Below are 20,608 nucleotides of genomic sequence, written 5' to 3'. Positions count from 1 at the left end.
CCTTAACAACAGGCCAGTTCAAAATCGAGGCGTTCCGGCACGGTGCCATGTTCACTGTCCAGCGGCATGAAGCGGATCGCGAAACGGCTTTTATGCCCGGAAATTTGCGGGTAAAGCTGCTCGCCAAGAGCCAGATTCAGACGCAGAAGATCGGCGTCGTCGCCGTTGTCCTGATAGAAACCGTTGAGACTGGTTTGCTTGCGGAACGGGGCAGAGTTACGCACAAGATCGAGGATCAGCGATAACGTCTGATTCATCGGCTCAAGGCTGCCCAGCCAGCTGTTTACCTGACGATCGCGCTGTTCCTGCGGCATGTGCAACCACATATGTAGCGTTGGCAGGTCAAAGCTACAGCACCCGCCTGGTATGCTCAGGCGCTGGCGCACCAGCGCAATGAGACGGTCCTCTCGTAAAAACTGCCCGACGCGCGGCGCGGCCATCAGCGTTGTGCTGCTGTTTTTCAGCTGCTGGCGGAGAGCGTCGATGCGACTTTGATCGACGCCAGGGACTTCGGCCCAGGCCTGCAATTTACGCTGCTGGCGCTCCAGCTCTTTCAACAGCTCCGTGCGGACATCGCCGCGTTCAATCACATCCAGCAGATCGCCCACGTTGCGGAAAAAATGCAGCGCGGTAGCGTGATCGTTGACGGGCAGATGTTGTGAAAGCTGTTGAATAAGGAATTCTATGCGTAGCCAGGTACGCATTTTTTCGTTAAGCGGGTGCTCAAAAAGGATATGAGTCGACATTATGGTTTTTCCTGTGCAACGGCCTGCGCGGCGAAGGTCAGATACTGCGCGTGCAGACGAGCAACATCCGATGCAATGGCATCTGGTGCGCCGTTATTATCAATAACATCATCCGCAACGGCGAGGCGCGCTTCGCGCGTGGCCTGTGCGGCAAGAATTTGTTCAGCATGCTCGCGGGAAACGTGGTCACGCGCCATGGTTCTCTGGATTTGCGTTTCGCGGGAAACGTCAATCACCAGTGTTCTGTCTGCTTTATTCTGAAGCTGATTTTCAACCAGTAACGGGACCACCCACAACACATAGGGCGAACGGGCTGCGGCAATTTGACGCTGGGTTTCCTGGTGGATAATGGGGTGGAGCAGGGCATTAAGCCAGGCTTTTTCCGCAGGATCGGAAAATATGCACTCGCGCAGCTGCCGACGATTCAGGGTGCCGTCAGCCTGTATAACACTGCGACCAAAATGCGCTTCGATGGCGTTTAAGGCGGGTGTATTGGGTTCTACCACCTGACGGGCAATGATGTCGGCGTCGATAATCGTGATGCCGAGACGAGCAAACGCCTGCGCAACGGTGCTTTTACCACTACCGATGCCGCCGGTTAATGCGACGATATACCCCATTAAATCGGATCCTGGGAATTATTCATTTTTAAAATCAGTTGCTTAAAATTCAAACTTACAACAGCCAATGTTTAGCTCTCTTTACCCGCTTTTTACCAGGTAAATTTATAGGATTGTAGCGTAAAAAAAGAGAATTTCGCAGTCTTGCGGAGCAGGTATTAGTGCGTATGATAGCGTCACTGGAGTTGTGCTTTTAATAAATTTGCCTCTAACCCCAGGAATCCGCACATGCGTATCGAAGAAGATCTGAAGTTAGGTTTTAAAGACGTTCTTATCCGCCCTAAACGCTCTACACTGAAAAGTCGCTCAGACGTTGAACTTGAACGTCAATTCACCTTTAAGCATTCCGGTCAGACGTGGTCTGGCGTGCCGATTATCGCGGCCAACATGGACACGGTCGGGACCTTCGAGATGGCGACTGCACTGGCGCAATTCGACATTCTTACTGCGGTACACAAACACTACAGCCCTGAGGAGTGGAATGCGTTTGTCGCCTCCGCCTCCGCTGACGTGGTGAAGCATGTGATGGTCTCGACCGGTACGTCTGATGCCGACTTCGAGAAAACCAAACAGATCCTGAACGCGAACCCTGCGCTGAATTTTGTCTGCATTGACGTGGCAAACGGGTATTCCGAGCATTTCGTCCAGTTCGTCAGTAAGGCGCGTGAAGCCTGGCCAACCAAAACCATCATCGCGGGCAACGTGGTGACCGGTGAAATGTGTGAAGAGCTGATCCTCTCCGGTGCCGACATTGTGAAAGTGGGCATTGGCCCGGGGTCCGTATGCACCACGCGCGTGAAAACCGGTGTGGGTTATCCGCAGCTGTCTGCGGTCATTGAATGCGCTGACGCCGCGCACGGTCTGGGCGGCCAAATCATCAGCGACGGTGGTTGCACCATGCCGGGCGATGTCGCGAAAGCTTTCGGCGGCGGCGCAGACTTCGTGATGCTCGGCGGCATGCTGGCAGGCCACGAAGAGAGCGGCGGTACCGTGGTGGAAGAAAACGGCGAGAAATTCATGCTGTTCTACGGCATGAGCTCTGAATCTGCGATGACCCGTCACGTGGGTGGCGTAGCCAAATACCGTGCGGCGGAAGGCAAAACCGTTAAGCTGCCGCTGCGTGGTCCGGTTGAGAACACGGCGCGCGATATTCTCGGCGGTCTGCGCTCCGCCTGTACCTACGTTGGGGCTTCCCGCCTGAAAGAGCTGACTAAACGCACGACGTTTATCCGCGTTCAGGAGCAGGAAAACCGCGTATTTAATAGCCTCTGACGGCTACGGCTGGCGCGCGTCCGTGCGCCAGCGTTACCCCACGCTCATTGCATCCCCCAGATGAAAAATCGGCAGATACATCGCCACCACCAGCGTGCCGATAATCAGTCCCGTCACGACAAGTAACAGAGGCTCAAGAAGCGCCGCCAGATTGTCTGCCTGCTGAAATGTCTGCTCCGTATGGTGACGGGCCAGATTTATCAGCATTACATCCAGCGAACCCGATATTTCGCCGGTGCGAATGAGCTGAATACACAGTGGCGTAAAAACAGAGGCCTTCTTGAAGGAGGACCATACGGGCATGCCCTGTTCGATATCGCTGCGTATCACGCGGAGTTTCTCCTGCCAGTAGCCACGCTCAACGATCTCCTCCACGCTTTCCAGCCCTTGTAAAAAGGTAATGCCGGCCTGCTGGGTTAATGACAGCACGGTAAAAATTTGTCCCAGCATTTGCCCGCGCGTCAGCGTGCCCATTACCGGTACGTGTAACAAGACATACTGCCAGCGTGGGTGCCGCCGCAGTTTACAGGCGATGATAGCCAATATGATGAGCAGGGCGACAAGGGTAAGAATATGCGTCTGAACAAAGGCCGCCAGCCCCATGACGGCCTGCGTGAGCAAAGGCAGCGGCGTATTGAATGTTTTGTAGATTGCAGCAAACTCAGGCAACACCAGCGTGACCATGGCCAGCACCACGAAAACGGCCAGCGTCAGAATGATCGTTGGATAGCGCAGCGCTTTCTTTACCTTTGCATTGAGCTGCTGCTGTGATTTCTGCTGCTGCGCAAGCTGACGGCAGCACGCTTCGAGCTTTCCCGTCAGCTCACCCGTTTTCACCATTGAGACATACAGGGGGCTGAACACCTCTGGCCTTTTCTTCATGGCCTCTGACAGGGCGCAACCTTCACTGAGGTCATCAGCAAGACTGTGCAGCAGCGCCTGCCACTGTTTCAGAGGATGCTGTTCCGCCAGCATTTGCAGGCTTTGGGACAGCGTGAGTCCGGCCTGTAACAGCGTGGCGAGCTGGCGAAAAATCTCGTAGCAGTGCTGCACCTGCCATCGGTGGCGTCTCTGACAGCGCTTGAGCGCCAGCGGGTGCAGCTGTTTAAGCACCAGTGCGGTGAAAGCTGCGTCACGATCGATGGCCCAGAGAGTGCCCGTTTGCACGTCCCCCTCGGTGGTAAGAGCACGCCAGCGCCAGAGCGAATTAGCAGCCATCGGGCATTCCCAGTACGCGCAATAGCTCTTCGAGCGTGGTCAGCCCTTGCTCCACGGCCATGCAGCCATGCTCAAACAAAGAGGCCATTCCCGCCTGTCGTGCGCTGGAGCCAATCACCTCCGCACTTGCTCCGCTGGCAATGGCCTGACGGAGCGCATCGTCAATGACCAGCACTTCAAAAATGGCTACGCGACCGTAAAAACCGTGATAGCAGCGATCGCAGCCGGTGGGTTGCCAGCGAGGAAGCGGACGGGGCCACAGCGTGCGCGGCAGTTCGGCGTGGCGGCTGGTTTCCTGCCGGCAGTACGGACATAAACGGCGTACCAGCCGCTGGGCAATCACCATCGAGAGCGCCGAGGAGATCATCCAGCGTGCGACGCCCATCTGTTGCAGCCTGACCAGCGTTTCAGTCGTCGAGTTAGTATGAAGGGTGGACAGCACCAGATGCCCGGTTTGCGCGGCCTTAATCGCAATTTCTGCCGTTTCGCCGTCGCGAATTTCACCCACCATAATGATGTCAGGATCCTGCCTGAGCAGAGCGCGCAACACGTTCTGAAAGGTCAGCCCTGCGCGCGGATTAATCTGCGTCTGGTTTAAGCCTGCAAGGGGAATTTCAACCGGATCTTCCACGCTGCAAATATTGACGTCAGGGGTATTCCGGGCCTGCAACGCGCTGTACAGCGTCACCGTTTTCCCGCTACCGGTCGGGCCGGTGACCAGAATTAAACCCTGAGGGCTGTTAAGCACTCCGGCAAAACGGGCCTGCTGGTCTGCGCTCATCCCCAGCTGTTCAAGCTCCAGAGCTTGCTGTACCTGATGAAGCAGGCGGAGCACGATTTTTTCTCCACCGCTACAGGGAAGGGTTGCGATACGAAAAGAGACGGGGACGCTTGCCAGCTCCACCGTAAACTGACCGTCCTGCGGCAGGCGACGCTCTGCAATATCCAGCTGGCCCAGCACCTTCAGGCGTGCGGCAAGCGTCGTCCCGAGAGCGGCAGGGATCGGCGGCTGTGGGTAGAGAACGCCGTCAATTCGTAACCGGATCTGGTAGCCGTTGTCGGTCGGTTCAAAATGGATGTCGGAGGCCCGCTGGTTTACTGCCTGCTGCAACGTTGTGTTGAGCACATCTGCGGCTGAGTTTGGCGCTATGCCCGGCAGATGTGATGATGAAACGGGCTGTAGCCTTTTTTCCATCCGCTCGGCCGTCCAGCACTCGATATCAATACGCTTCTGTGTGGCGAAGCGTAACGCCTCCATCAGCTCAGAGGCAGGGTTACCCACCACCGCAATGCTGATCGTGTCGGTGTCGCTTGCGAGCAGCAGTGCGTGATGGCGCTGACAGAGCGTCATAAGTTGTTCGGTATTCATTGCCCACTCCTGTCAGTTGGTGTCGAAGCGGAAAACATCTTCACAGGCTTGTCTGAGCGCACTGTCGGACGCAATTTTGCAGTCACGCGTCCAGCCCGTCATACCGTTACCGTCGCTCCAGATCGGCGTCATCAGCACTTCGAGTCCGTTTAGACTTTCCTGTCCTGTTAACGATACGACCCCCTTCGCCACGCTCATCGCCGAAACGTAACGCGTGGTTGTCGGAGAGGGAATACCATTGGCGCCTGCGTCGCAGCCATCCACGCCCCCCCGATCCAGGGCGCAAAGCTCAATGGCGGTGCGGTAGGGAATGAATGTTTGCAGCATATCGGTGAGCGCCGCTTTTCGCAGGTAGTTCTGGTAAGCCGGGACGCCAATTGCGCTCAGGATGGCAATAATGCCAATGACGACCATTAGCTCAATCAGCGTAAATCCTTGTTGTCTGTTCATGTCTGCTCCTTACGTTAGGTGGCGCTACTCTGGCAGTGACGGAATGCCGAAACGAGGGGCAAAAGCGTGAACGTGAAGGGGCTTTCAGGGAAATGATTCAGCGTTGCAGAGAGGGACAGCGTAATTGCGAGCGGTCTCGTATTTCCCCCCTCCGGGCGGAGAGGGGGAGGGCAAATTATTTGAAGCGCATCGAGAGGTCGAGGGCGCGTACGTGCTTGGTCAACGCGCCAACGGAGATGTAGTCGACGCCGGTCTCAGCAAATTCGCGGAGGGTGTCGAACGTCACGTTGCCGGACACCTCCAGCTGCGCCTGGCCGTTTGTGCGTTTGACCGCTTCACGCATCTGCTCCGTGTCGAAGTTATCGAGCATGATGATGTCAGCCCCCGCCTTGATGGCCTCGTCCAGCTCGTCCAGATTTTCCACTTCCACTTCGACCGGCACATCCGGATGCAGCCAGAAGGCTTTTTCTACTGCCTTGCGCACTGAGCCGGAGGCAATAATGTGGTTCTCTTTGATCAGGAAGGCGTCGGATAAGCCCAGACGATGGTTTGCGCCGCCGCCGCAGAGCACGGCGTATTTCAGCGCGGTGCGCAGGCCTGGCAGGGTTTTACGGGTGTCCAGCAGTTGCGTGCGGGTACCTGCCAGCAGGTCAACGTAGCGGCGCACTTCGCTGGCGACGCCAGAGAGCGTTTGCACAAAGTTGAGCGCGGTGCGTTCGCCGGTCAGCAAGACGCGGGACGGACCGTCCAGCTCGAAAAGGGGCTGATTCGCACTGACCACATCACCGTCGTCAACGTGCCATTTTACCTGCACCTCGTCGCCCGCCAACTGGGTAAAGACCTCCTCAACCCAGCGTTTGCCGCAAAATACGCCGTCTTCGCGGGTGATGATGACCGCGTGCGAGCGTGTCTCTTTTGGCAACAATTGGGCGGTAATATCGTTATCGGCGCTGACGTCGCCGCCCAAGTCTTCTTTCAGAGCATGGGCAACGCTTGTCGGAATATCACTATTAATACGTTCCAGAAGCGCGTCACGTCGGTGGTCGGGGTTATAGCGGCGAGGCGGCATGATAAAACTCCAAATTGGTAACGAATCATAATATTGAAACATGCTACTCTGAACCGAGTAACAGCACCATAGATAAGGAGTTCCAGCATGTTGTTAGAAAACGGATGGCTGGTGGACGCGCGACATGTACCGTCGCCGCACCACGATTGCCGCCCGGAGGATGAAAAACCCACACTGCTGGTGGTTCATAACATTAGTCTCCCGCCGGGTGAATTTGGCGGTCCGTGGATCGACGCGTTATTCACTGGAACGATAGATCCCGATGCACACCCTTTCTTTGCTGAGATTGCACACCTGCGCGTATCGGCGCACTGCCTGATCCGTCGTGACGGCGAAGTGGTTCAGTATGTTCCCTTTGATAAGCGAGCCTGGCATGCGGGCGTATCGATGTACAAAGGACGCGAGCGCTGCAACGATTTTTCCATTGGAATTGAGCTGGAAGGCACCGACACCACGCCTTACACCGATGCGCAATATCAGAAACTGGTTGCTGTGACGAAAACGTTAGTCGGGCTTTATCCCGCCATTGCAGACAATATTACGGGGCACAGCGACATCGCCCCCAAAAGAAAAACTGACCCCGGCCCGGCGTTTGACTGGTCACGGTTTCACGCCATGCTTACCACGTCGTCAGATAAGGAGATAACATGACGTTGTTTACCATGCTGCTGGTTATGATCGCCGAACGCCTGTTTAAGCTCGGCGAGCACTGGCATCTGGATCACCGGCTGGAAGTGTTATTCCGCCGCATCAGGCATTTTTCCATGCTACGCACGCTCCTGATGACGGCCGGAGTGATGGTCATTACCTTCCTGCTGCTGCGAGCGCTTTACGGCCTCTTTTTTAACGTGCCGCTGCTGGTGGTGTGGATCCTGCTGGGCGTGCTGTGCATCGGCGCGGGCAAGGTGCGTATGCACTATCATGCCTACCTGAAAGCCGCTTCACGGGACGATGCCCACGCGCGCGGCGCGATGGCAAGCGAGCTCACGATGATCCACGGCGTGCCGCCGGACTGCGATGAACGCGAGTTCCTGCGCGAGCTGCAAAACGCACTGCTGTGGATCAACTTCCGTTATTACCTGGCGCCCCTGTTCTGGTTTGTGGTGGGCGGCCCGTGGGGGCCGGTTCTGCTGATGGGCTATGCGTTCCTGCGCGCCTGGCAGACCTGGCTTGCCCGTTATCTGACCCCGCATGAGCGTTTGCTTTCCGGCATTGATGCCATTCTGCACGTGCTCGACTGGATCCCGGTGCGTCTGGTGGGCGTGGTCTATGCCCTTATCGGTCACGGCGAAAAAGCGCTGCCCGCGTGGTTTGCCTCCCTTGCGGACCGCCATACGTCGCAGTATCAGGTGTTAACCCGCCTGGCGCAGTTCTCGCTGGCGCGTGAGCCGCACGCGGACAAAGTCGAAACGCCAAAAGCAGCCGTCTCAATGGCGAAGAAAACGTCGTTTGTGGTGGTGGTGGTGGTGGCGCTGCTGACGATTTACGGCGCGCTGATCTAAGCCAGCGCGCCGAAGCCGTTACAGCGTATCCGCAGGCGGGATGCCGAAATCAGGCATCCCGTTTTCGTCCCAGCGGACGCCCTTCAGTCGAGTGTGGCGATTGGGATCGTACAGCGGATCGCCTTCAATTTCAGTGTAGTTTCGCGCATGGTAGACCAGCACATCGTCGCCTTCAGGCGTCTGCGTAAAGCTGTTATGGCCTGGCCCATACTGCCGGTTTTCGTAGCTGGTGACGAACACCGGGCGCGGGGATTTCTGCCAGTTAGCCGGGTTTTGCGGATCGGCGTTCACGTCTATCCAAAGTAGCCCCATGCAGTAGTTCTCGTCGGTGGCGCTGGCGGAGTAGCTGATAAACAGCTTATCGCCGTGGAACAGCACTGCCGGACCTTCGTTGACCAAGAATCCACGGCATTCCCAGTCGTATTCTGGCTTGCTGAGCATCACCGGCTCGCCTTTCAGCGTCCACGGGTTCTCCATTTCACACAGATAGAGGTTAGAGTTGCCGGAAATATCCGGGTCTTTTTGCGCCCACAGGTACCAACGTTTGCCCTGATGAACAAAGGTGGTGGCGTCCAGCGCGAAGGTGTCGAAAGGCGTTTTGATTTGCCCTTTTTCCACCCACGTCCCTGTGAGCGGATCGCCGTCGGCGCACGCCAGCGCAAACATGCGGTGCTGGAACATCCCCAGCTTGTCGAGCGCCTGCGTATGCGTGGCGGCAAAATAGATGTACCACTTGTCGTCAATGTGGTGCAGTTCGGGTGCCCAGATCAGCTGGCTCATCGGGCCGGCGTCAGGCTTGCGCCAGACCACCACCTCTTCAGCATCGCGTAAACCTTCCAGCGATTCCGCGCGGCGGATCGCCAGCCGATCGTACTCCGGCACGGAGGCGATAAAGTAATATTGCCCGTCGTGGCGCAGGATGTACGGGTCGGCGCGTTGTTCAATAAACGGGTTTGGCCAGGTTAGCATTCGGCTTTCCTTATTTAGTCTCAGCGGCGCTGATTTCCTGATACTCGTTCAGCTCGCGATAGTTAATGCGGCGCTTCTCCAGGTCTTCCTGGATCCGCTTCATTGTTTCCCGGTCAACTTTCAGCAGACGCACCACGCCAGCGGTTATGAGATACCCGACGCCCGGAATGACGGTAAAGAGCAGCACGATGCCGTTGATGGCATCCGCGCTCTGCGCTTTCGCCCCCGCGTCGTAACCGTACCAGGAGAGCAGGAAGCCCACCATCGCACCGGCAATCGCCAGGCCCAGCTTGAGGAAGAAGATGTTGCCGGAGAAGCTGATCCCGGTGATGCGCTTCCCGGTTTTCCATTCGCCGTAGTCGTCCACGTCGGCCATCAGCGACCAGTGCAGCGGGGAGGGGATCTGGTGCAGGATGTTGAGCAGGACGTAGAGCACCACGATGGTGACGGTGGCTTTCGGGTCAAAGAAGTAGAAGGCGCAGGAGAAAATCGCCAGCGCGATGTTGGTCCAGAAGAAGACCTTCAGCTTACACCAGCGGTCGGTCAGCACTTTCGCCAGCATGCTGCCGAACATCATGCCGACAACGCCCAGGCTGATAAACAGCGTGGCAAAATGGGTGCTTTGACCCATTACCCAGGTAACGTAATACATGGTTGCCGCCATGCGGATAAAGCCCGGGCAGACGTTGCATAGCGTGAGCAGCAGAATGCGCACCCACTGGTCGTTCTTCCACACGTCCTTCAGGTCATTTTTCAGCTCGTCATGGGTTTGCACCGCCGGACGTACGCGCTCGCGCACGGTGGCGAAGCAGAACAGGAACATGCAGGTACCCACCAGCGCCAGCACGGTCATCGCCATCTGGTAGCCTTTGGCTTTGTTATCCCCGCCGAACCAGTCGGCCATCGGCAGCAGCGTTAAGGAGAGCAGCAGCGTGGCGATACCGACCATTACAAAACGATAGGACTGGCAGGCAACGCGCTCTTTCGGGTCGTTGGTGATCACGCCCCCGAGCGAGCAGTACGGAATGTTGATGGCGGTATAGGTCAGCGACAGCAGGAAATAGGTGACGAACGCATAGATAACCTTGCTGTTATAGCTCCAGTCGGGCGTAGTAAACATCAGGATGCTGAACAGCGCGTACGGGAAGGCAATCCACAGCAGCCATGGACGAAAACGACCATATTTGCTGCGGGTACGGTCGGCAATCGCGCCCATGATTGGGTCCGTTACGGCATCGATGACGCGTACGGAAAGCAGCAAAACGCCAACCAGCGCAGGCGCAAGACCAAATATATCCGTATAAAAATAGTTAACAAATAACATGATGGCGCCAAAGATAATGTTGCATCCGGCGTCACCCATGCCATAGCCGATCTTTTCTTTTACTGACAGTTTATTGTTATCCATCGACAGCTCTCCGGGTTTCGGTATGGAGAGAATTATTCGCTGGCAAACAAATATATGCGTTGCAGTATAAGGGCGGTGATATGGATGATTTTGCTGTTGGCGTGAATTTGTGAGGAAGGTAACAAGACGCTGCGCCCGGCAGGACGGGCGCAGCGAGAAAACAGTTAGTGCGCTTTCACCGTTTTGGCATTTTTCTGCTTCACCAGATAGCCCACGCCGAGGATCGCAATCCACACCGGGATCAGATAAACGGAGATTGCCATGCCGGGGGTGATGAGCATGATAACCAGCACGGCCGCCATGAACACCAGGCAAACCCAGTTCCCCAGCGGATAGAGCAGGGCAGGGAAGCGAGTGGTGACGCCCTGCTGCTGCTTGGCGCGGCGGAACTTGATGTGCGCGAGGCTAATCATCGCCCAGTTGATCACCAGCGCGGAAACCACCAGCGCCATCAGCAGGCCGAAGGCCGATTCCGGGGCCAGGTAGTTAATCAGCACGCACAGCGCCGTCACGACCGCCGACACGATAATGGTATTAACCGGTACGCCACGTTTATCAACGGTAAGCAGCGCTTTCGGCGCGTTGCCCTGCTGCGCCAGGCCGAACAGCATACGGCTGTTGCAGTAAACGCAGCTGTTATAAACAGAGAGCGCGGCGGTCAGCACCACGACGTTGAGCGCGTTCGCTACGAAGGTGTCGCCCAGCTCGTGGAAGATCAGCACGAACGGACTGGTATCCGCCGTGACGCGCGTCCACGGCAGCAGGGAGAGCAGTACCGCCAGGGAGCCCACATAGAAGATCAGAATACGGTAGATAACCTGGTTAGTGGCTTTCGGGATACTCTGCTCCGGGTTGTCGGCTTCCGCAGCGGTGATGCCCACCAGCTCCAGACCACCGAAAGAGAACATAATGATCGCCATCATCATCACCAGGCCGGTCATGCCGTGCGGCAGGAAGCCACCCTGTTCCCAGAGGTTGCGTACGGTGGCCTGCGGGCCGCCGTTGCCGCTGAAGAGCAGCCAGCCGCCGAAGATGATCATCGCCACCACGGCAATGACTTTGATAATCGCAAACCAGAACTCCATCTCGCCGAACACTTTTACGTTGGTCAGGTTAATGGCGTTGATGATAACGAAGAAGGCCGCGGCTGACGCCCAGGTGGGGATCTCCGGATACCAGAACTGAATGTACTTCCCGACCGCGGTTAGCTCGGCCATGGCAACCAGAACGTACAGAACCCAGTAGTTCCAGCCGGAGGCGAAGCCCGCAAAGCTGCCCCAGTATTTGTAGGCAAAGTGGCTGAACGAGCCTGCGACCGGCTCCTCGACGACCATTTCACCCAGCTGGCGCATAATCAGAAAAGCAATGAAACCCGCAATCGCGTAACCCAAAATAATGCCTGGACCGGCAGACTGGATTACGGATGCGCTGCCCAGAAACAGGCCAGTACCAATAGCACCGCCCAGGGCGATGAGCTGAATATGGCGGTTTTTAAGGCCGCGCTTTAGCTGATCGCCATGCTGTTGAGCTTCCATTTGAAACCTCGTGTGTGGTTGTTATGTTCACGCTGTGCGTGTGTAATTATGAAAGTCCATATTCTGTATTTATTTCTTTACGGTTAACGATACCGAAAAAAGCGGAGATGGCTTCCGTTAGCGCCAGAATAGTGGTAAGCGCAGCTGAATGCACCTGCTTTATGAAGGGATGAAGACGACTTGAATAAAAAGAAACCAATTGTAAATCGGTACGTTAACCCCTCATACCCAACCTATAGAATAGAAATGCGTCAAAAGCGGGCGAATTTTCATTTTTTGCCCTGTTGAATCGCTTCAGATTGCAATAACCCTCGTTTAATTATGGTTAAAACTGCCTCTTTAGGAGTAACCATTTCATTTGTGCAAAGTTACATTCCTGAAACGTTAGTTCTGTAAGGTTGTTAAAATCTGCCGGGTTTACTGATTTCAATCAAAACCAATATGGACAGAAGGTGAATACTTTGTTACTTTAGCGATACGAACATGAAATTGGTAAGACCAATTGACTCCGGGCAAAAAGGCGTAAGACAGGGAATATGGCCTACAGCAAAATTCGCCAACCAAAACTTTCCGATGTGATTGAGCAGCAGCTGGAGTTTTTAATTCTCGAAGGGACACTGCGCCCGGGCGAGAAGCTCCCGCCAGAACGCGAGCTGGCCAAACAGTTCGACGTTTCACGTCCCTCTCTGCGTGAGGCGATTCAACGTCTCGAAGCAAAGGGCCTGTTGCTCCGTCGCCAGGGGGGCGGAACCTTTGTGCAAAACAGCCTGTGGCAGAGCTTCAGCGATCCGCTGGTAGAACTTCTCTCTGACCACCCAGAATCCCAGTTTGATCTGCTTGAGACCCGTCACGCGCTGGAAGGTATTGCGGCCTATTACGCCGCCCTTCGCAGCACTGATGAAGATCGCGTGCGTATTCGCGAGCTGCATCAGGCCATTGAACGGGCACAGCAGTCCGGCGATTTAGACGCCGAGTCCAGCGCCGTCGTCCAGTATCAAATTGCCGTCACCGAAGCGGCGCACAACGTGGTGCTCCTCCATCTGCTACGCTGCATGGAGCCGATGCTGGCCCAGAACGTTCGTCAGAATTTTGAATTGTTGTATGCCCGTCGGGAGATGCTCCCGCTGGTAAGCAACCATCGCACCCGAGTATTCGAGGCGATAATGGCCGGGGAACCGGAGCAGGCGCGTGAAGCGTCGCACCGCCATCTGGCCTTCATTGAGGAAATCTTGCTGGACCGCAGCCGTGAACAATCGCGTCGCGAACGTTCATTACGCCGCATACAGCAACGAAAGGATTAAGCGCCAGGTACTTTTAGAGCGCGGCAACTAAACGCAGAACCTGTCTTATTGTGTTTTCTGGCGAAAATACAATGGGACAGGTTCCAGACAAATCAACGTATTAGATAGATAAGGAATACCCCCATGTCAGAACGTCTCCAAAATGACGTGGATCCGATCGAAACTCGCGACTGGCTACAGGCGATCGAATCGGTCATCCGTGAAGAAGGTGTTGAGCGCGCTCAGTATCTGATTGATCAGCTGCTTTCAGAAGCGCGCAAAGGCGGCGTGAAAGTGGCTTCAGGTGCAGGGGCTAGCAACTACGTAAACACGATTGCCGTCGAAGACGAACCGGAATACCCGGGCAATCTGGATCTGGAACGCCGTATCCGTTCTGCTATCCGCTGGAACGCCATCATGACCGTTCTGCGCGCATCCAAGAAAGACCTGGAGCTGGGTGGCCACATGGCGTCCTTCCAGTCTTCAGCGACCGTTTACGAAGTGTGCTTCAACCACTTCTTCCGTGCAGCTAACGAGAAAGATGGCGGCGATCTGGTGTACTTCCAGGGCCACATCTCTCCGGGCATCTATGCGCGTGCCTTCCTGGAAGGTCGTCTGACTGAAGAGCAGATGAACAACTTCCGTCAGGAAGTTCACGGTAAAGGTCTGTCTTCTTACCCGCACCCTAAACTGATGCCTGAGTTCTGGCAGTTCCCGACCGTTTCTATGGGTCTGGGCCCAATCGGTGCGATCTATCAGGCTAAATTCCTGAAGTACCTGGAACATCGTGGTCTGAAAGACACCTCTGAGCAGACCGTTTACGCCTTCCTGGGCGACGGTGAAATGGATGAGCCAGAATCTAAAGGTGCGATCACCATCGCAACCCGTGAGAAGCTGGACAACCTGTGCTTCATCATCAACTGTAACCTGCAACGTCTGGATGGTCCGGTAACCGGTAACGGCAAGATCATCAACGAGCTGGAAGGCATCTTCGCGGGCGCTGGCTGGAACGTGATCAAAGTCATGTGGGGCGGTCGTTGGGATGAGCTGCTGCGTAAAGACACCAGCGGTAAGCTGATCCAGCTGATGAACGAAACCGTTGACGGCGACTACCAGACCTTCAAATCCAAAGACGGTGCGTACGTACGTGAGCACTTCTTCGGTAAATACCCTGAAACCGCAGCACTGGTTGCAGACTGGACTGACGAGCAGATCTGGGCCCTGAACCGTGGCGGTCACGATCCGAAGAAAGTCTACGCTGCACTGAAAAAAGCGCAGGAAACCAAAGGTAAAGCGACCGTAATCCTGGCCCATACCATCAAAGGTTACGGCATGGGTGATACCGCAGAAGGTAAAAACATCGCTCACCAGGTTAAGAAAATGAACATGGACGGCGTGCGTTACATCCGCGACCGTTTCAACGTTCCAGTCACCGATGAGCAGGTAGAAAACCTGTCTTACATCACCTTCCCGGAAGGTTCTGAAGAGCACAAGTACCTGCACGAACGTCGTCAGGCGCTGAAAGGCTACCTGCCTGCTCGTCAGCCTAACTTCACCGAGAAGCTGGAACTGCCAGCGCTGGAAGACTTCTCTCAGCTGCTGGAAGAGCAGAACAAAGAGATCTCCACTACCATCGCTTTCGTTCGTGCCCTGAACGTGATGCTGAAGAACAAGTCGATCAAAGATCGTCTGGTTCCAATCATCGCCGACGAAGCGCGTACTTTCGGTATGGAAGGTCTGTTCCGTCAGATCGGTATCTACAGCCCGAACGGCCAGCAGTACACCCCGCAGGACCGTGAGCAGGTTGCCTACTACAAAGAAGACGAGAAAGGTCAGATCCTTCAGGAAGGTATCAACGAGCTGGGCGCAGGCGCATCCTGGCTGGCTGCTGCGACCTCTTACAGCACCAACAACCTGCCGATGATCCCGTTCTATATCTACTACTCCATGTTCGGGTTCCAGCGTATCGGTGACCTGTGCTGGCAGGCAGGCGACCAGCAGGCTCGCGGCTTCCTGATCGGTGGTACTTCTGGTCGTACGACCCTGAACGGTGAAGGTCTCCAGCACGAAGATGGCCACAGCCATATTCAGTCTCTGACTATCCCGAACTGTATCTCTTACGATCCGTCCTACGCGTACGAAGTGGCCGTCATCATGCATGATGGCTTGCAGCGCATGTACGGCGAAGCGCAAGAGAACATTTACTACTACATCACTACTCTGAACGAAAACTACCACATGCCGGCAATGCCAGCAGGTGCCGAGGAAGGTATCCGTAAAGGTATCTACAAACTCGAAACCCTCGAAGGTAGCAAAGGTAAAGTTCAGCTGCTGGGCTCCGGCTCTATCCTGCGTCACGTTCGTGAAGCAGCGCAGATCCTGGCGAAAGACTACGGCGTCGGTTCCGACGTGTACAGCGTTACCTCCTTCACTGAACTGGCGCGCGATGGCCAGGATTGTGAGCGCTGGAACATGCTGCACCCACTGGAAACCCCACGCGTTCCGTACATCGCTCAGGTGATGAACGACGCGCCAGCGGTGGCGTCTACTGACTATATGAAACTGTTCGCTGAGCAGGTTCGTACTTACGTTCCAGCTGATGATTATCGCGTACTGGGTACTGACGGCTTCGGTCGTTCTGACAGCCGCGAAAACCTGCGTCACCACTTCGAAGTTGATGCTTCCTACGTGGTGGTAGCAGCACTGGGCGAACTGGCTAAACGTGGCGAAATCGATAAGAAAGTGGTTGCGGACGCAATTACCAAATTCAACATCGATGCAGATAAAGTTAACCCGCGTCTGGCGTAAGAGGTAAAAGAATAATGGCTATCGAAATCAATGTACCGGACATCGGGGCTGATGAAGTTGAAATCACCGAGATCCTGGTCAAAGTGGGCGACAAAGTTGAAGCTGAACAGTCGCTGATCACCGTAGAAGGCGACAAAGCCTCTATGGAAGTCCCGTCTCCTCAGGCTGGCATCGTTAAGGAGATCAAAGTCTCCGTTGGCGATAAAACCGAGACCGGCAAACTGATCATGATTTTCGATTCCGCCGACGGTGCAGCAGCAGCTGCACCTGCGCAGGAAGAGAAGAAAGAAGCCGCTCCGGCCGCCGCTGCTCCAGCAGCTGCCGCGAGCGCGAAAGACGTTAACGTGCCTGACATCGGCGGTGACGAAGTTGAAGTTACCGAAATCCTGGTGAAAGTGGGCGACAAAGTTGAAGCTGAGCAGTCACTGATCACCGTAGAAGGCGACAAAGCCTCTATGGAAGTACCGGCGCCGTTCGCGGGTACCGTTAAAGAGATCAAGATCAACACCGGTGACAAAGTGTCTACTGGCTCCCTGATTATGGTCTTTGAAGTGGCGGGCGCTGAAGGCGCTGCGGCTCCAGCGAAAGCGGAAGCTGCTCCGGCTCAGGCGGCTGCACCAGCGGCTGCTGGCGGTGCGAAAGACGTTAACGTACCGGACATCGGCGGTGACGAAGTTGAAGTCACCGAAGTGATGGTGAAAGTAGGCGATAAAGTTGCCGCTGAACAGTCACTGATCACCGTTGAAGGCGACAAGGCTTCCATGGAAGTGCCTGCGCCGTTCGCCGGTACCGTTAAAGAGATCAAAATCAGCACCGGCGACAAAGTGTCTACCGGCTCCCTGATCATGGTCTTCGAAGTGGAAGGCGCTGCGCCTGCCGCAGCTCCGGCTGCCGCGGCTGCTCCAGCACCGGCTGCTGCACCGGCTCAGGCTGCTAAACCAGCCGCTGCCCCTGCTGCAAAAGCAGAAAAATCAGAGTTCGCTGAAAACGACGCGTACGTCCACGCCACCCCGCTGATTCGTCGCCTGGCGCGCGAGTTCGGCGTGAATCTGGCGAAGGTGAAAGGTACCGGCCGTAAGGGTCGTATCCTGCGCGAAGACGTTCAGGCTTACGTGAAAGACGCGGTGAAACGCGCCGAAGCTGCACCTGCGGCAGCCGCTGGCGGCGGTATCCCGGGCATGCTGCCATGGCCGAAAGTGGACTTCAGCAAGTTCGGCGAAATCGAAGAAGTGGAGCTGGGCCGTATCCAGAAAATCTCTGGTGCTAACCTGAGCCGTAACTGGGTGATGATCCCGCACGTTACGCACTTCGATAAGACCGATATCACCGATCTGGAAGCGTTCCGTAAGCAGCAGAACGCCGAAGCCGAGAAGCGTAAGCTGGACGTGAAATTCACCCCAGTGGTCTTCATCATGAAAGCCGTTGCCGCTGCTCTGGAGCAGATGCCACGCTTCAACAGCTCCCTGTCCGAAGACGGCCAGAAGCTGACGCTGAAGAAATACATCAACATCGGTGTTGCGGTAGATACGCCAAATGGTCTGGTTGTTCCGGTCTTCAAGGACGTGAACAAGAAGAGCATTACCGAGCTGTCTCGTGAACTGACCACCATCTCCAAAAAAGCGCGTGATGGTAAGCTGACTGCCGGCGAAATGCAGGGCGGCTGCTTCACTATCTCCAGCATCGGCGGCCTGGGTACCACCCACTTCGCGCCGATTGTTAACGCGCCGGAAGTGGCTATCCTCGGTGTGTCCAAGTCCGCGATGGAGCCGGTGTGGAATGGCAAAGAGTTCGTGCCGCGTTTGATGATGCCAATCTCTCTGTCCTTCGACCACCGTGTGATCGACGGGGCTGATGGTGCGCGTTTCATCACCATCATCAACAACACCCTGAGCGACATTCGCCGCCTGGTGATGTAATCGAAAAGCCGGCCAATCGGCCGGCTTTTTTCTGATAACCTCATGGGGCTTTGGAGGTTATTGGTGAAAGCGATAATTCGTGAGCCGTTTGTTGTTTCAAAATTGTTAACAATTTTGTAAAATACGGGCGGATAGAACGACCCGGTGGACGACGGGTATACATTAAGAGGTCATGATGAGCACAGAAATCAAAACTCAGGTCGTAGTACTTGGGGCAGGCCCGGCAGGTTACTCCGCAGCATTTCGCGCAGCGGATTTAGGTCTGGAAACCGTCATCGTAGAACGTTACAGCACCCTCGGCGGTGTTTGTCTGAACGTCGGCTGTATCCCTTCTAAAGCGCTGCTGCACGTAGCGAAAGTTATCGAAGAAGCCAAAGCGCTGGCTGAACACGGTATCGTCTTCGGCGAGCCAAAAACCGACATCGACAAAATTCGTACCTGGAAAGAAAAAGTTATCACTCAGCTGACCGGCGGTCTGGCTGGCATGGCGAAAGGCCGTAAGGTAAAAGTGGTTAACGGTCTGGGTAAATTCACCGGTGCGAACACCCTGGAAGTGGAAGGCGAAAACGGCAAAACCGTGATCAACTTCGACAACGCGATCATCGCGGCAGGCTCTCGCCCAATCGAACTGCCGTTCATTCCACATGAAGATCCGCGTGTGTGGGATTCCACCGATGCCCTGGAGCTGAAAACCGTTCCTAAGCGCCTGCTGGTGATGGGCGGCGGTATCATCGGTCTGGAAATGGGTACCGTGTACCATGCGCTGGGTTCAGAGATCGACGTGGTTGAAATGTTCGACCAGGTTATCCCTGCAGCTGACAAAGACATTGTTAAAGTTTTCACCAAGCGCATCAGCAAGAAATTCAACCTGATGCTGGAAACCAAAGTGACTGCCGTTGAAGCGAAAGAAGACGGTATTTACGTTTCCATGGAAGGCAAAAAAGCCCCTGCTGAACCACAGCGTTACGACGCCGTGCTGGTGGCTATCGGCCGCGTGCCGAACGGTAAAAACCTTGACGCCGGTAAAGCGGGCGTGGAAGTGGACGACCGTGGATTCATCCGCGTTGACAAACAGCTGCGCACCAACGTGCCGCACATCTTTGCTATCGGCGACATCGTCGGTCAGCCAATGCTTGCGCACAAAGGCGTTCACGAAGGTCACGTTGCCGCTGAAGTTATCGCTGGCATGAAGCACTACTTCGATCCGAAAGTGATCCCATCCATCGCGTACACTGAGCCAGAAGTGGCATGGGTCGGTCTGACCGAAAAAGAAGCGAAAGAGAAAGGCATCAGCTACGAAACCGCCACCTTCCCGTGGGCTGCTTCTGGCCGTGCTATCGCGTCCGACTGCGCAGACGGTATGACCAAACTGATCTTCGACAAAGAGACTCACCGTGTCATCGGTGGTGCGATTGTCGGCACCAACGGCGGCGAGCTGCTGGGTGAAATCGGTCTGGCTATCGAAATGGGCTGTGACGCGGAAGACATCGCGCTGACCATCCACGCGCACCCGACTCTGCACGAGTCCGTGGGCCTGGCGGCAGAAGTGTTTGAAGGTAGCATTACCGACCTGCCAAACGCGAAAGCGAAGAAGAAATAAGTTTCTTCAGATGAAAAAAAGCGGCCTGAGGCCGCTTTTTTTATGCGCTGCGTTCAGGGGGCGACAGGCTGCCAGGTTTTATCCGGGTGATATTCAGACAGAGCCTGCGCTTTCTGCGCTGAGTTGTTACCGAGATCAGCCTGATAGACCTCGTCATTCTGGTTGACAACAAAGCTCATTATCCCCGTCTGCCCGTAGCTCACGGGCCAGGCAACCATGGCAAAGCCATTCTTATCCGACAGGATGCGGAAGCGATAGCCATGGTAACCCGCCCCCGGCTGTGGTGGACTAAACGCCGGACCAAGCGGACTTGGCGCATCGCCTGGCGAGACGGGCCAGTACAGCCCATCCTTTTTCCCTTCAGAACTGACAATTTTCTGCGCGTATTTCTGGTTCAGTGCAAAGTACCGCTGCTGCGCATCGACGTAGGCGTGAAGCGCTTCGATGGTCGCGAGCTCGTTGCGACCGATTTCGCGGGTCTGGATCTCTTCAGCGGCTTTCTGCATGTCGAACTGCCAGCCTGAAGCGGTTTTGATTACCGGTATCGGCAGCTGCCAGCCGTTCTCGCCCACCGCAAGGTGTGCCACGTCGCCATTGACGACGGTTTCATGGCGAACTTTCCAGTCTCTCAAAAAACGATCCACGGCATCGGGATCGACCCCTTCGGGCGGCAGAACGTCGCGCCATTTTTCGCCGAGCAGCGCGCTCATCGTGCTTTCGTTATGCTCGCTGATGGCGGTTGCCAGCGCGCGGGTCGCCCGATCCGGCGAGCTGAAGGATTGTTGCGCCATAACCGCTGCCGACACCATGAACAACACCATTCCACTGAGTAGTTTACTTTTCATG

The 20,608-nt window shown here is 55.7% G+C and carries 17 protein-coding genes; 7 read left to right on the top strand and 10 right to left on the bottom strand.

Annotation, left to right across the window (positions count from 1 at the left end; genetic code table 11):
- Nucleotides 1-2 precede the first annotated feature (2 nt).
- Both zapD and coaE read right to left on the bottom strand, forming a co-directional pair.
- A complete protein-coding gene (gene zapD, locus A3466_RS11485; RefSeq protein WP_063450650.1) occupies nucleotides 3-746 on the bottom strand; it encodes a cell division protein ZapD in 744 nt (247 codons plus the stop codon).
- A complete protein-coding gene (gene coaE, locus A3466_RS11480) occupies nucleotides 746-1,366 on the bottom strand; it encodes a dephospho-CoA kinase (RefSeq protein ID WP_063450649.1) in 621 nt (206 codons plus the stop codon). Before coaE ends, zapD begins: the two co-directional genes overlap by 1 nt.
- A 228-nt stretch (nucleotides 1,367-1,594) precedes the next feature.
- Here coaE and A3466_RS11475 point away from each other — a divergent pair, with 228 nt between their 5' ends.
- Nucleotides 1,595-2,638, top strand: coding sequence for a GMP reductase (locus A3466_RS11475; protein WP_022647054.1), 1,044 nt, complete (start codon nucleotides 1,595-1,597; stop codon nucleotides 2,636-2,638).
- A 33-nt stretch (nucleotides 2,639-2,671) separates the two neighbouring features.
- Here the strand turns inward: A3466_RS11475 and hofC are convergent, their stop codons facing one another.
- The 4 genes from hofC to nadC all read right to left on the bottom strand — a co-directional run bounded on the left by hofC (nucleotide 2,672) and on the right by nadC (nucleotide 6,744).
- Nucleotides 2,672-3,856 (bottom strand): protein transport protein HofC, encoded by a 1,185-nt coding sequence (gene hofC / locus A3466_RS11470; protein WP_063450648.1) that lies wholly within the window; start codon nucleotides 3,854-3,856, stop codon nucleotides 2,672-2,674.
- On the bottom strand, nucleotides 3,846-5,225 hold the full coding sequence (gene gspE, locus A3466_RS11465; protein ID WP_063450647.1) for a type II secretion system protein GspE: 1,380 nt from the start codon (nucleotides 5,223-5,225) through the stop codon (nucleotides 3,846-3,848). Before gspE ends, hofC begins: the two co-directional genes overlap by 11 nt.
- 12 nt (nucleotides 5,226-5,237) lie before the next feature.
- Complete coding sequence (gene ppdD / locus A3466_RS11460; protein WP_063450646.1) at nucleotides 5,238-5,675, bottom strand: prepilin peptidase-dependent pilin; 438 nt, start codon at nucleotides 5,673-5,675, stop codon at nucleotides 5,238-5,240.
- A gap of 175 nt (nucleotides 5,676-5,850) precedes the next feature.
- Nucleotides 5,851-6,744 (bottom strand): carboxylating nicotinate-nucleotide diphosphorylase, encoded by an 894-nt coding sequence (gene nadC, locus A3466_RS11455; protein ID WP_063450645.1) that lies wholly within the window; start codon nucleotides 6,742-6,744, stop codon nucleotides 5,851-5,853.
- Nucleotides 6,745-6,831: 87 nt separating this feature from the next.
- Between nadC and ampD the strand changes: the two genes are divergently transcribed.
- Nucleotides 6,832-7,395, top strand: a complete 564-nt coding sequence (ampD, locus tag A3466_RS11450; RefSeq protein WP_063450644.1) for a 1,6-anhydro-N-acetylmuramyl-L-alanine amidase AmpD — start codon at nucleotides 6,832-6,834, stop codon at nucleotides 7,393-7,395.
- Nucleotides 7,392-8,246: a beta-lactamase regulator AmpE gene (ampE, locus tag A3466_RS11445; protein WP_063450643.1), complete on the top strand. Its 855-nt coding sequence runs from the start codon at nucleotides 7,392-7,394 to the stop codon at nucleotides 8,244-8,246. The genes ampD and ampE overlap by 4 nt, the downstream gene beginning before the upstream one ends.
- Nucleotides 8,247-8,264: 18 nt before the next feature.
- Here the strand turns inward: ampE and A3466_RS11440 are convergent, their stop codons facing one another.
- From A3466_RS11440 to aroP, 3 genes are all read right to left on the bottom strand, one after another.
- Entirely contained in the window at nucleotides 8,265-9,215 is a 951-nt protein-coding gene (locus A3466_RS11440; RefSeq protein WP_063450642.1) for a glycoside hydrolase family 43 protein, read from the bottom strand.
- A 10-nt stretch (nucleotides 9,216-9,225) separates the two neighbouring features.
- Nucleotides 9,226-10,623, bottom strand: a complete 1,398-nt coding sequence (locus A3466_RS11435; protein ID WP_063450641.1) for a glycoside-pentoside-hexuronide (GPH):cation symporter — start codon at nucleotides 10,621-10,623, stop codon at nucleotides 9,226-9,228.
- Nucleotides 10,624-10,787: 164 nt separating this feature from the next.
- Nucleotides 10,788-12,158, bottom strand: coding sequence for an aromatic amino acid transporter AroP (aroP, locus tag A3466_RS11430; RefSeq protein ID WP_063450640.1), 1,371 nt, complete (start codon nucleotides 12,156-12,158; stop codon nucleotides 10,788-10,790).
- 536 nt (nucleotides 12,159-12,694) lie between these two features.
- On the opposite strand from aroP, the gene pdhR reads away from it, so the two are divergent.
- The 4 genes from pdhR (at nucleotide 12,695) to lpdA (ending at nucleotide 19,762) form a co-directional block, all read left to right on the top strand.
- A complete protein-coding gene (gene pdhR / locus A3466_RS11420) occupies nucleotides 12,695-13,459 on the top strand; it encodes a pyruvate dehydrogenase complex transcriptional repressor PdhR (RefSeq protein ID WP_006173806.1) in 765 nt (254 codons plus the stop codon).
- Nucleotides 13,460-13,582: 123 nt separating this feature from the next.
- A complete protein-coding gene (gene aceE, locus A3466_RS11415; RefSeq protein ID WP_063450638.1) occupies nucleotides 13,583-16,246 on the top strand; it encodes a pyruvate dehydrogenase (acetyl-transferring), homodimeric type in 2,664 nt (887 codons plus the stop codon).
- A 14-nt stretch (nucleotides 16,247-16,260) separates the two neighbouring features.
- Nucleotides 16,261-18,162 (top strand): pyruvate dehydrogenase complex dihydrolipoyllysine-residue acetyltransferase, encoded by a 1,902-nt coding sequence (aceF, locus tag A3466_RS11410; protein ID WP_063450637.1) that lies wholly within the window; start codon nucleotides 16,261-16,263, stop codon nucleotides 18,160-18,162.
- A gap of 175 nt (nucleotides 18,163-18,337) precedes the next feature.
- Nucleotides 18,338-19,762 (top strand): dihydrolipoyl dehydrogenase, encoded by a 1,425-nt coding sequence (gene lpdA, locus A3466_RS11405; protein WP_063450636.1) that lies wholly within the window; start codon nucleotides 18,338-18,340, stop codon nucleotides 19,760-19,762.
- Nucleotides 19,763-19,815: 53 nt separating this feature from the next.
- On the opposite strand, the gene A3466_RS11400 is transcribed toward lpdA, so the two are convergent.
- Nucleotides 19,816-20,607 carry a DUF2950 family protein gene (locus tag A3466_RS11400; protein ID WP_063450635.1) on the bottom strand — a complete coding sequence of 264 codons (792 nt, stop codon included), beginning with the start codon at nucleotides 20,605-20,607 and terminating at the stop codon, nucleotides 19,816-19,818.
- Nucleotide 20,608: the final 1 nt, after the last annotated feature.

It is taken from the genome of Enterobacter genomosp. S, assembly GCF_001631805.1.
GTDB classification, from domain to species: domain Bacteria; phylum Pseudomonadota; class Gammaproteobacteria; order Enterobacterales; family Enterobacteriaceae; genus Enterobacter; species Enterobacter quasihormaechei.
This window is presented reverse-complemented; position numbering and strand designations above follow the sequence as displayed.